Consider the following 11921-nt stretch of genomic DNA (forward strand, 5'->3'; position numbering starts at 1 on the left):
GGCTATCGCCCGTTGAACGCCGGCTTGCGCTTCTCGAGGAAGGCGGCCATGCCCTCGTCGCGGTCCTCGGTCGCGAAGAGCAGCTGAAACGCCTTGCGCTCCAGCACCAGAGCCGTCTCGAGCGAGGCGTCGGCGCCGAGGCTCACCACCTCCTTGATGGCATCGACCGAGAGCGGCGGCAGCGCCGCGATCTTCGCGGCAAGCTTGAGCGCGTGGGGCAGCACCTCCGCATCGGCCACGCATTCGGACGCCAGGCCCATCGCCGCCGCTTCCGGTCCGGGGATGAAGTCGCCGGTCAACAGGTAGCGCATCGCCTTGAACTTGCCCGCCGCGCGCAGGAAGCGCTGCGTGCCGCCGGCGCCGGGCATGATGCCGACCTTGACCTCGGGCAGGCCGAACTTCGAACCCTCGCCGGCGATGATGATGTCGCAGTGGAGCGCCAGCTCGCAGCCGCCGCCGAGCGCGAAGCCGTTCACGGCCGCGATCACCGGCGCCCGGCACGACTCCATCGCCTCCCAGGCGACCCGCGAGCTGCGGAAGTTCGTGTCGTGCACGGTGCGCGTCTTGAGCTCGCCCAGATCGGCGCCGGCCGCGAACGCTTTCTCGTCGCCGGTGATGACGATCGCCCGCACCCCGGGATCGGCGTCGAGCCGGTTGACGATCTCGGCGAGCGTGGCGCGCACGCTCGTGCTGAGCGCGTTGAGCACGTCGGGCCGGTTGATGCGCAGCAGCGCGACGCCGTCCGAGGGGCGTTCTTCGAGGATCTCGGCCATCAGACCGCCAGCCCCGCGTCGCGCAGGAGCGACCGCGCGATGATAACCTGCTGAATCTGCGACGTGCCCTCGTAGATGCGCAGCAGCCGCACGTCGCGATAGAAGCGCTCGACCTTGTAATCGGCCATGTAACCGGCGCCGCCATGGATCTGGACGGCGCGATCGGCGACCCGGCCGACCGCCTCGGTGGTGAAGTATTTGGTGGCGGCGACATCGGCGGAGACCTTCTCGCCGGCATCGAAGCGGCGGGCGACGTCGGCCACCATCACCCGCGAGGCGAAGGCGTCGGTGCGGCTGTCGGCGAGCATGCCCTGGACGAGCTGGAAGCCGCCGATCGCCTGGCCGAACTGCTTGCGCTCGACGGCATAGCGCACGGACTCCTCGACCAGCCGGTCGCTCATCCCGGCGGCGAGCGCCGACATGTGGATGCGGCCGCGGTCGAGCACCTTCATCGCGGTCTTGAAGCCGCGCCCGGGAACGCCGCCGATGATGTTCGCCGCCGGCACCGCGACATCGTCGAAGATGACGTCGCAGGTGATGGTGCCCCTCTGGCCCATCTTCCTATCTGGCTTGCCGAAGGTGATGCCCGAGGTGTCGGCGGGGAGGATGAAGGCACTGATTCCGGCGGCGCCGGCGACACCAGGCTCGCTGCGCGCCATCACGGTAAACATGCCGGCACGCGGCGCATTGGTGATGAAGCGCTTGGTGCCGTTGAGGCGGTAGACGTCGCCGTCCCGGGTCGCGCTGGTCTGGATCGACGCGGCGTCGGAGCCGGCATTGGGCTCGGTCAGCGCGAAGGAGGCGATCGCTTCGCCGGAGGCGAGCTTCGGCAGCCATTCGCGCTTCTGTTCGTCGGTGCCGTCGATGACGATGCCCTGGCTGCCGATGCCGACGGTGGTGCCGATCACCGATCGGAAGGCAAAGGCGGTGCGGCCCAGCTCAAAGACGATCTCGGCCTCCTCGGACATGGAAAGGCCGAGGCCGCCATAGTCTTCCGGAATCGAGAGGCCGAACAGGCCGAGCTCGCGCATCTCCTGGACGATCTCGGCCGGAACCTCGTCCTCGGCCTCAAGCCGGTCCTCGTTGGGTACGAGCCGCTCGTCGACGAAACGTCGCACGGTCGTCTTCAGCAGCTCGAACGTGTCCGAATCCATCCCGTTCCTGCTCCAACCCCTCTCGTTTGTCGCACAGTTCAAGATGAAATAGAACTACCTCATTGAACAATTTTGCCTTCGAGGCTAGTCAGGGTCGTCAGTCGGCGGGAGAGACCGGATGAGGCACTTCGAGGCAGGCCAGCAACCGGAGGCCGGCGTGCTTCACGGCATCCGCGTGCTCGATTTCGGCCGCTATGTGGCCGGGCCCTATTGCGCGACCGTGCTGGCCGATTTCGGCGCCGACGTGATCCGGATTGAGCGGCGCGGCGGCGGCGAGGACCGCGCGATCGTGCCAGTGACGCCGGAGGGGGAGGGGGCGATCTTCCTCCAGATCAACCGGAACAAGCGCTCGGTGACGCTCGATCCGCGCCATCCGGACGGTAGCGTGCTGCTCCGCCGGCTGGTCGCAGGTGCCGACGTGGTCGTCGCCAACCTGCCGGTGCCGTCGCTGGCTGCCATGGGCCTCGACTATCCGTCGCTCAAGGCGCTGCGCGCGGACATCATACTCGCCAATGTCTCCTCTTTCGGGCCGGACGGCCCCTGGGCCGGGCGGGGCGGGTTCGACAGCATCGGCCAGGCGATGTGCGGCGCGGCCTTTCTCAGCGGCCAGCCCGGCCGGCCGATGCGCACCCCGATCACCTGGGTCGATCATGCCGCCGGTCTTCATGCCGCGATCGGAGTGATGATCGCGCTGTTCGCCCGTCAGCAAGCGGGGGAAGGGCAGGAGGTGCAGGCGAGCCTGCTCGGCTCGGCGCTGGCGTTCGGCGCGACCTGGCTGATCGAGGAGGCGATAACCGGGATCGGCCGGCAGGCGACGGGCAATCGCAGCTTCGTCAACGGGCCGACCGACATGTTCGAGACGATGGACGGCTGGATCGTGACGCAGGTCGTCGGGGACGCCCTGTTCGGACGCTGGGTGAGCGTTATTGAGGAACCTCAATGGTTGGGTGACTCTCGGTTTGCCACTGACGAGCTGCGCGGCATCAACGGCGCCCTCCTGTCCGCACGGATGGCGCGCTGGTGTCGCACCCGCACCAGCCGGGCGGTGCTGGACGCGCTCGGGCAGGCGGGGATTCCCGCCGGCCCCATCCTTTCGCCCGCCGAGGCCAATGCCCATCCGCAGGTCCACGCGCTGGGCCTGACCGAGAACGTTCCTTGTCCCGGCCTCGAAGCCGGCGCGCCGCTGATGCGCTTTCCTGTCGCGATGCACGCCAATCCGGACAACATCCGGCGTGCTCCGCCGACTCCCGGCCAGCACAATGAGGAGATACTCGGCGAACTCGGCTATTCAGCCGCCGACATCATCCGCCTGGCGGAAAGCGGGGCGATCTAGCCCGTATAGTCGATCGCCCGCACCCCCGGCGCCGGCCCGGTCTCGGCGGCGCCGGCGAAGCACTGGGCGATCTCCATCCACCGCCGGGCATCGGCCCCCATGACCCGCAGCCCGGTGTCGTCGACATGGCGCCGCTGGGTCACGACCAGCGCGAAGTCCTCCGCCGGCCCGACGATCGATTCCGCGGCACCTTCGCTCCATACCCATTCCCGGCCGGACGGTGCGGTCAGCCGCACTTCCGGAGGCGACGGCTTGTCGAGACCGCGGTTGCGGAACGACCAGCCCTGCGTGCGCACGCCGAGATCGCAGATATTGCGGATCCGGTCATGATTGGTCCGGCGGACCCGCATCACGTCGTAAATGTCCTGGCCATGCGCCCACACCTCCATCTGGCGCGCCGCCGCGAAGGAGGCGACGCTCATCTCGGGCCCGAACCACGGAATGCGGCGCTCGAGGTCCGATGCGGCGAAGATGCCGATCATCGCGCGCCAGGTGTCGGTCCAAATCGCGAGCAGTTCGGGCGACGGCAGGTGACCATATTGGTCGCGCATCCGGTTGCTGAGCTCATAGCCACGCGCCTGACCGGCCCGCACCTCGGCGACCAGTTCGGGAAAGTGCTCGGGCGTTTCGAGCGAAGCCATGCCGAACCAGTCGATCAGGTGCAGGTGCATCACCTCGTCGGCGACGGTCCAGTCGAAGAACAGCGTTTGTCGATGCCAGTCGTCGGGCGCGAGGCCTGCAAGGAATTCCCGCAGCGCTTCGCATTCGTCCACGAGGTCCTGGATGACAGGCGACAATATCATTTTGCCCTCAATCTGTATTTGCGCAGGCGCGCGACCGGCGCGAAGGCGCGCTTCGCCTGGGCGAAGCCGGGCCTGCCCAGATCCTGCTCGAAATTGATCCGTCCCCGGCCGATCGCCGCCGCATGGCGCGCGAACATCCACGGATAGGCGGCGGAAAAGGCCCGCCGGCCCTTGGCGAAGTGGACGATTCGGCTGCCGTCCGCCGCCGGGCCGCTCAGCAGGAAGGCGACCGGATCGCCGCTGATGGTGACGACCAGCCCTTCGAGACCGAGGACGTCGCGGAGACGCAGGGCCTCGCGACATTCATGACAATCGGTGTCGTCGTCGCTCCGGCCGACGTCGCCACGCCAGCCTTCGAGCACGGCCTCTGCGAGTGTGACGGTGCTTGCGTCCAGCCGACGCGCTTGCGGGCGCTGTTCCCGTTCGAAGGCGCGCGCCTGTGCGCGCTTCGCCTTGGCGCCGGCGAGCACGGCCATCCGGTCCGTGTCGTAGACATAGTCGCTGTCGGCGTCGCGCCAATCGCAGCGCAGGCCGAAGGCGTCGGCAAGCCCTGGTGCCTCGTCACCCAACGGGCCGATGCAGTCGGCTTCGCCCAGCAGGAGAGCGCAGGCCGCGGCATCGAGCGGCGCGAGAGGCAGGGCATGATGTTCGCCGTCGTAGGTGATCCCGCGCACATGCGGGATCGGCGTCTCGTGGAAGCGATAGGCATGCCGCTCGCGGAACAGCAGCAGGTTGGCGAGACTGTATTCGGACAGCGGCGAACGGGTGGCCGCGATCAGCGGTCGCAGCGCCGGCAGCAGATCCGGCGACATCGGGAGGCCGCCATCACGGACGATCGCAGTGGCGGTCACATCACGGCGCGGGCGCGGACCCCGATCGTCCCGCTGGGGCCTTCTTCCAGATCCTCGTGGATCCATTCCGCGACGATCGCCGAGCAGCGCCGGGTGGCGAGCACCGCCAGCTCCTCGTCGCCCTCCAGGATGGCGGTCGCCATGCGCAGGCGATGCTGGCGGTAGAGCTCGACCCGCTCGGGCCGGTTCACATAGACGTCCTCGGCCTGGCCGACATAGGCGGTGAGGTCGTAGACGATGTTGAGGAAGAGACCGAGCACCTTGTTGCCGGCGACCGTGCTCAGCATGCGCCCGAAGGCCCGCTCGGCGCGCAGGAAGGTGCGATAGTCGCTCTCCTGCATGGCGCGCTCCTGCGAGACGAATTCGGCAAGCTGGGCCTTGGTCGCTGTGTCGGTGCTGCGGCTGGCAAGGCGGGCGAGCTCGGTGCGGATCGGCTCGGCGACGGCGATCACCTCGCTCAGATGCGCGTCACGCGATTGCAGGTAGAGCGCAGCCATGCGCGATACCGTCGTGCTGTCCGGCCGGGCGGCGAAATAGCCGCCGTTGACGCCGCGGCGAATCAGGATGAAGCGGTCCTGCGCGACCAGGGCGGCGGCCTGGCGCAGGGTGGGGCGGCTGACGCCCAACGCATTCATCAGCTCTTCTTCGGACCCGAGCAGTGCGCCTTCGTCCTTGTTCATCGCCATGGCGCGAAGACGCGACGAGGCCTGTTCGACGGCGGAGCTCGGTGCGCTGGGCTTCTTCTTGGCTCGCCGGGCGGCGGGTGATTTTGTGCTCGTCATTGTTCCAGCCTAGTCAATTCAAAGAGCGCGCTCAATATCTCTCTGGGTGTTTTGGCGCTTCTTTCGTAACTTTGTTTTATTTACACGAATGCTTGTATCGACTGGCGCTCGCCATCAGACCTTGCGTGAGCTGTGATTTGAGGTATCTCAATTCGGGTTCGAAGGAAAGCCTTTCCGACGGAGGATGTGAATTGAGAGACGCTGGGGCTGTCAGGACTCGCCCGAGCCGGTGGGGCGTGAGGTGAGGCTGGCCGAGCAGATTCGGGCGGTCCTTCGCCTCGATCCGACGGCGAACGCACTGGAGTTCGGGCGCGTCTGGCGGAGTTGGGGCGAGATCGAGGCCTCGGCGGACCGGCTCGGAGCGGTGCTCGATGAAGCGGGCATCGGCCCGGAGGCGCGAGTCGGCGTGCTGCTGCGCAACCATGCCGATCTCGTGCCGGTCATCCTTGGCCTCTTCCTGACGAACCGCTGCCTCGCCAGTCTCAATGCGGTGTCGCCCGATGCGAAGCTGGCCGCCGACGTCGCCGATGCCGCGACGCCGGCGGTCATCGCGATCGGATCGGACTGGGAGCGGCCGGGTCTTCGCGAGTCCACTGATTTGACGGGAGCAGCGATTATCGCGGTCGACGGGCCGAAGGTCCGCCTGGGCAAGGCGCCGGAGCCGGACAAATGGCGGGCGCCGACCGCGCCGGGGATCGCGATCGAGATGCTCTCCAGCGGCACGACCGGCAAGCCGAAGCGCATTCCGCTGAAACGCCGCAATCTTGAAAAGGCGCTTGCTGGCGCGGCGTCCTACGAGAAGGGCCGCGAGGTCGATGCGCCGCCGCGGCTGCGCTCGGGCGTGCAGATCGTCACCGCGCCGCTCGCACATATCGCCGGGATCACCGGACTCATGAACAACCTGCTTGCGGGGCGAAAGGTGTGCCTGATCGAGCGGTTCACGGTCGAGGACTTCCGCGACGCCGTCGTGCGCCACCGCCCGAAGGTCGCCGGCGCGCCGCCGTCGGCGCTGCGCATGCTGCTCGACGCCGACATTCCCAAGGAGGATTTCGCGAGCCTGGTCGCCTATCGGACGGGCACGGCGCCGCTCGATCCCGACCTCGCCGATGCCTTCTACGCGCGCTACGGCATTCCGGTGCTCCAGAATTATGGCGCGACGGAGTTTGCCGGCGGTGTCGCGGGCTGGACGCTGGACGATTTCAAGGCGCATTGGACCGAGAAACGCGGCTCGGTGGGACGGCTGAACAATGGCGCCGAGGCGCGCGTCGTCGATCCCGAGGGCGGCGATCCGCTGCCGGCGAACGAGGAGGGGCTGCTCGAATTGCGCGCGCCCAATATCGGCGACGGCCGGACCTGGGTTCGGACCACCGATCTCGCCATGATCGACGCCGACCGCTTCCTCTGGATTCGCGGCCGGCACGACGGCGCGATCATCCGCGGCGGCTTCAAGATCCTGCCCGACGACGTCGTCGGCGCGCTCCAGTCCCACCCCGCAGTCCGTGAGGCGGCGGTGACGGGAATCGAGGACGCGCGGCTCGGCACGGTCCCGGTCGCCGCCTGGATCGCTCGCGCGCATGTCGAGCCACCCAGCGAAGGCGAATTGCGGGCCTGGCTCAAGGAGAAGCTGCTGCCCTATCAGGTGCCGGTGCGCTTGCTGCGCGTCGACGAGCTACCGCGGACGCCGTCGCTCAAGGTGAGCCAGCCGGACCTGAAAGCCTTGTTCGAAGCCGAAGCCTAGGCGACGCCTGCGAGTAGTCTTTCCTGCTCCGCCTGCCGGCTGCTGCCCAGCACCGAGACGAGGCGCGCGCGCTTGAGGTAGAGATGCGCGTCGCATTCGGCGGTGAAGCCCATCGCGCCGTGGATCTGGATGTTGGCATTGGCGTTGCGGAGCGCCGCATCGGTCGCGAGCAAGCGCGCGCAGGCGACCTCGGCGCGGTCGTCGAGGCCCGCGCCGAACGCGACGGCGGCGTGCAGCACTTGCGCCTCGGCCGCGGCGCCGCGCACCGCCATATCGGCGCACATATGCTTGATCGCCTGGAAGGCGCCGATCGGCTGGCCGAACTGTTCGCGCGTCGCCGCATAGGCAACTGCCATGTCGAGCGTCGCTTGCGCGATCCCGCTCAGATAGGCAGCGAGCAGCAGCGAGATTCGATCGGCGCTGTCGGCCCGTTCGAACGCCGGGAAGCTGCCATCGAGCCTGGCAAGCGAAACGGTTTCGTCGAGGCATGCGATCGGCGCGGCCTCGGCAGGCACGTCGACCAGGGCGACGCCTTCGCCGAGCAGGATCAGCCAATCGGCATTGTCCCCGTCGATACGCTGGGCGGTGCCTTGATCGACGACAGTGGCGAAGGTGGCGCGCGTCTCGCCGGAGATCAGTCGGGTTCGCAGGGCGTCGTCCGTTGCCAGATGCGGCGCCGCCATCTGAGCGAGTACCGAGAGCGAGACGAGGTGGCGGCCGAGCGCGCGAGCGACCAACGCCTCTTCCGCCGCCCCCAGCCCATGCCCGCCGTCGGCCTCGGCAATGCCGATGCCGAACAGGCCGAGCGCGACAAAATCGCCCCAGGCCGCCCGCTCTGCCGCGCCGCCATGACTGGCCGTTTCGCGCAGCCGCTCGACCGGAAGCCGTTCGGCGAGCAATGCTCGCACGCTGTCGTCGATGAGCTGCTGCTCTTCGCTCGGGAGAAGGTCGACGATCATCTCGCGCTGGGTCCTTTCGGCAGGCCGAGCACGCGCTCGCCAATGGTGTTGCGGCGGATTTCCGACGTGCCGCCGCCGATCCCCCATTTGAACGATTCGAGGAAGGCCAGCGGCCAGTCATGCCCGCCGGTCCGTTCGAGGCCGCGCGGGCCGAGCAGGTCGAGCGCCGCGGCATGCACGCGTCGGGTCAGCTCGGCATAATAAAGCGCGGCGATATTGCCTTCCGCGCCCGGCACAGCCTGGCGCAGCCCGCGCGAGATGGTCATCGCGGCGAGCGAGCGCAGCGCCATCACTTCGGCGCGCAAGGTCGCGAGATCGGTCGCGGTCGTGCCGTCGTCGATCGCCCGTCCCCGGCCATCGGAACTGGGCAGGTCGCGGGCCATTGTGATCAACTCGTCGACCGTGCGGGCGAGCTCGTACTGATGGGCGATGGTGCCGGTGCCGCGCTCGAAGCCGAGCGTGGTCATCGCCACCTTCCAGCCATTGTGGAGCCCGCCGACGACGTTCGACAGCGGGATGCGGACATTGTCGTAGAAGACCTGCGCGAAATGGGCGATGCCTGACATGGTCACGATCGGCCGCACTTCGATGCCCGGCGAGCGCATGTCGCAGATCACCCAGCTGATCCCCTTGTGGCGCGGCGCCTCCGGATCGGTGCGCACCAGCAGCTCCTGCCAGCGGGCGAGATGACCGTAGGTCGTCCAGATCTTGGTGCCGTTGACGATCAGGCTCTCGCCGTCGATCTCGGCGCGGGTTTTGAGGTTGGAGAGGTCGGAGCCGGCGCCGGGCTCGGAGAAGCCCTGGCACCAATTCTCCTCGCCCTTGAGGATCGGGAGCAGGTGGCGCTGCTTCTGCGCCTCGCTGCCCTGGACGATCAGGGTCGGCCCGGCATGGCTCAGCGCGACGAACATCGAGCGCGACTGCGGTGCGCCGGCGCGGGCATATTCCTCGTGCCAGACGAGCTGCTCCAGCAATGAGAGGCCGAGGCCGCCATAGTCCTTCGGCCAGGAGACGCCGGCCCAGCCGCCCTCATATTGCCGCCGCTGCCAGGCGAGATCGAAGTCGCGCAGCGCTTCGCCGTCCATCGGCCAGGGCTTGGCCGGCGCGTTCTCGCCGAGCCAGGTGCGGCATTGGTCGCGAAACGCAGTGAGCTCCGGTGTACCGATGATCCTCATGCGAACAGGGCCTTCACGTCGGGCGCCGACACCTTGAGCGAGGCGTTGCGCGGCAGAGCGGGAACGATGCGGATTTGGGTCGGCACCTGATAGGCGACGAGCCGCTCGCGCACCCAATCCCTGAGCGCGTCGGGCGTGACAATCTGGCCTGGGGCCAGCTCGACGGCCGCGACGGGCACCTCGCCAAGCCGGGTATCGGTTATTCCGACCACCGCGGCATCGGCCACGGCCGGATGGGCGCGCAGCGCCTCGGCCACGGTCTCGGGCACGATCTTGAACCCGCCCCGGTTGATCGCGCCGTCGGTGCGCCCATGGAGGAACAGGAATCCATCGGCGTCGATCGAGGCAAGGTCGGTGGTGCGCACCCAGTCCGGACCGATCCGCGCCGCCTGGGCTTCGAGCAGGCCGATCTCGCCCGGCGGCAGCGGTACGAACGTCTCGGGATCGACGACGCGCAGCGCGACATTGGCACTGGCCCGGCCGGCGCTGCCGCGCTTCGCCTTGCCCCATTGCCGGTAGGCGTCGGGCGTCCAATTCGCAACCACCCCGGCGAATTCGGTCGCGCCGAAAGCGTGCAGGACCGGGATGCCGTAATGGTCCTCGAAGCGCTCATGGACCTCGGCATCGACCTTGCCTCCGCCGACACCGATCAGGGCGAGGCAGGCGAGATCCTCCTTTGGCACGCCGGCGTCGAGCACCATCCGGATCGCGGCCGGTGGGAGGCCGGCGCGGTAGGGCCGGTGGATGCGCACCAACTCGCCCCATTTTAGGGGATCGAACTTTTCGAGCAGCACGATCCGTTGGCCGTAGGCGAGCGGCGGCGCGAGATAGGAGATGCCGCTGACATTGCCGAGCGGGTTGGTCATCAGCTGCGGCGATTCGATCGCGGTGCTGCCGGCATAGACGCCCTTCGCATCGTCGACCGCCGAGGCGAAGGTCGCCCACCTCAAGGGCACGCGCTTGGGCGGCCCGGTCGTGCCGGAGGACAGCAGCTCGAACGCAATGTCGGGAGTGGCGGCGCGAAGCGGCCCGTCGCCGCGCGGCGCGAGCAGGCGGGCCACTGCGCTGCCATCCGCGCTGTCTTCGAGCGCGATCGCGGCGCTGCCGACCTCATTTGCCGCGGCGCGCGTGTCGGGCGTCCAGTCCTCGGCATCGGCAATCACCGCCTCCAGCCGGAGCCGGCGGATGTCCTCGGCCATTTTCGGGGGCGATTGGGCGGCATAGATCATCACGGTCGTGCGGTGCGCGGCGATGCCGGCCGCGAAGGCGGCGACATGCTGCGGCCGGGTGCGGGCGATCAGGCCGACCGCCGCCGCATCGCCTACCGCGTGGTCGACCGCCGTCGCCGCCGCCTCCAGCCAGCGCCAGCTGCGCCAGCGCCCGTCGAACGCGACCGCATCCTTGTCACCGCCTTGTGCAATCCGCTGCCGGACGGCCTCCGAAACGTCGAAGGCCATGCCTAGCGCCCCGTGAACGCCGGGGTGCGGCCCTCGGCGAAGGCATTCACCGCCTCGCGATGGTCGGCGGACAGATGCGAGAGCGTCTCGAAGCCGAGATGCGCTTCGATCAGCGCATCGATCTGCTGGCGCAGTGCCATGTTCACTGCGCGCTTGGTCAGGCGAATCGCCACGGCGGCGCCGGCGGCGAGTTGCTGGGCGATCGTGTCCACGCGCGCGTCGAGCTCCCCGGCGGGACAGGCCTCCGTGACCAGCCCGATCTCGGCCGCCTCGGCGCCGGTAATCGGGTCGCCGGTGAGGAGATAGCGCTTGGCCTTGGCGTAGCCGATCAGCGCCGGCCAGATCACCGAGCCGCCGTCCCCGGCGACGAGGCCGACCTTGACGTGTGGATCGGCGATCTTCGCCGTGTCCTTGGCGATGACGATGTCGCAGAACAAGGCGAGCGTGGCGCCGAGGCCGATCGCATGGCCGTTCACCTTGGCGATGACGGGAATGTCGAGATCGACGACGCCCAGGACGATGTCGCGCGCCTCCGTCATGCTCTCGATCCAGCGCGCCTGATCGTCGAGCATCTTCTGCATGCCCTTGATGTCGCCGCCGGCCGAGAAGCAGTCGCCTTCGCCGGTCAGGATCGCGACTCGAGCCTCTGGATCGCGCCCGATCTCGGGAAAAATGCGCATCAGCTCCTGATGCATGCGCGCATTGGTCGCGTTTTTGACCTCGGGGCGGTTGAAGCTCACGGTCACGACGCCGCCGTGGCGGACCACCTTCAGCGTCTCGTAGCCTTCATACATCCACAATCTCCTCTTGCCCCGTCGCAAAATGGGCGTCATTGGAATAGATATTACTCAATTCACGATTCAGGGGAAGAGCCGATGGCAGATAATGACGGGCTG

General features: G+C 68.2%; 11 protein-coding genes. 2 read left to right on the forward strand and 9 right to left on the reverse strand.

Going from position 1 to position 11921, the window contains the following annotated elements; all coding sequences use genetic code 11:
* Positions 1 to 2: 2 nt before the first annotated feature.
* Positions 3 to 773, reverse strand: coding sequence for an enoyl-CoA hydratase-related protein (locus RCO27_RS15335; RefSeq protein WP_309003574.1), 771 nt, complete (start codon positions 771 to 773; stop codon positions 3 to 5).
* Positions 773 to 1927: an acyl-CoA dehydrogenase family protein gene (locus RCO27_RS15340; protein WP_309003575.1), complete on the reverse strand. Its 1155-nt coding sequence runs from the start codon at positions 1925 to 1927 to the stop codon at positions 773 to 775. The genes RCO27_RS15335 and RCO27_RS15340 overlap by 1 nt, the downstream gene beginning before the upstream one ends.
* A gap of 118 nt (positions 1928 to 2045) precedes the next feature.
* On the opposite strand from RCO27_RS15340, the gene RCO27_RS15345 reads away from it, so the two are divergent.
* A complete protein-coding gene (locus RCO27_RS15345) occupies positions 2046 to 3260 on the forward strand; it encodes a CoA transferase (RefSeq protein WP_309003576.1) in 1215 nt (404 codons plus the stop codon).
* Here the strand turns inward: RCO27_RS15345 and RCO27_RS15350 are convergent.
* From RCO27_RS15350 to RCO27_RS15360, 3 genes are read right to left on the reverse strand one after another with little or no spacing between them, the layout of a single operon-like run.
* Positions 3257 to 4063 carry a TIGR03084 family metal-binding protein gene (locus RCO27_RS15350; RefSeq protein WP_309003577.1) on the reverse strand — a complete coding sequence of 269 codons (807 nt, stop codon included), beginning with the start codon at positions 4061 to 4063 and terminating at the stop codon, positions 3257 to 3259. The two genes, RCO27_RS15345 and RCO27_RS15350, sit on opposite strands and share 4 nt — an antisense overlap.
* A complete protein-coding gene (locus RCO27_RS15355) occupies positions 4060 to 4875 on the reverse strand; it encodes a phosphatidylglycerol lysyltransferase domain-containing protein (protein ID WP_309003578.1) in 816 nt (271 codons plus the stop codon). Before RCO27_RS15355 ends, RCO27_RS15350 begins: the two co-directional genes overlap by 4 nt.
* Before the next feature lie 35 nt (positions 4876 to 4910).
* A complete protein-coding gene (locus RCO27_RS15360; protein ID WP_309003579.1) occupies positions 4911 to 5696 on the reverse strand; it encodes an FCD domain-containing protein in 786 nt (261 codons plus the stop codon).
* Between the two features lie 229 nt (positions 5697 to 5925).
* On the opposite strand from RCO27_RS15360, the gene RCO27_RS15365 reads away from it, so the two are divergent.
* A complete protein-coding gene (locus RCO27_RS15365) occupies positions 5926 to 7434 on the forward strand; it encodes a fatty acid--CoA ligase family protein (RefSeq protein WP_309003580.1) in 1509 nt (502 codons plus the stop codon).
* On the opposite strand, the gene RCO27_RS15370 is transcribed toward RCO27_RS15365, so the two are convergent.
* From RCO27_RS15370 to RCO27_RS15385, 4 genes are read right to left on the reverse strand one after another with little or no spacing between them, the layout of a single operon-like run.
* Entirely contained in the window at positions 7431 to 8393 is a 963-nt protein-coding gene (locus RCO27_RS15370; RefSeq protein ID WP_309003581.1) for an acyl-CoA dehydrogenase family protein, read from the reverse strand. The genes RCO27_RS15365 and RCO27_RS15370 overlap by 4 nt on opposite strands.
* A complete protein-coding gene (locus RCO27_RS15375) occupies positions 8390 to 9568 on the reverse strand; it encodes an acyl-CoA dehydrogenase family protein (RefSeq protein WP_309003582.1) in 1179 nt (392 codons plus the stop codon). The genes RCO27_RS15370 and RCO27_RS15375 overlap by 4 nt, the downstream gene beginning before the upstream one ends.
* Positions 9565 to 11025, reverse strand: a complete 1461-nt coding sequence (locus RCO27_RS15380; protein WP_309003583.1) for a fatty acid--CoA ligase family protein — start codon at positions 11023 to 11025, stop codon at positions 9565 to 9567. The genes RCO27_RS15375 and RCO27_RS15380 overlap by 4 nt, the downstream gene beginning before the upstream one ends.
* 2 nt (positions 11026 to 11027) lie before the next feature.
* Positions 11028 to 11819, reverse strand: coding sequence for an enoyl-CoA hydratase-related protein (locus RCO27_RS15385; RefSeq protein ID WP_309003584.1), 792 nt, complete (start codon positions 11817 to 11819; stop codon positions 11028 to 11030).
* Positions 11820 to 11921 lie beyond the last annotated feature (102 nt).

Origin of the sequence: Sphingosinicella sp. LHD-64 (assembly GCF_031157375.1) — a bacterium.
In the GTDB taxonomy this organism is placed as follows: Bacteria; Pseudomonadota; Alphaproteobacteria; order Sphingomonadales; family Sphingomonadaceae; genus Allosphingosinicella.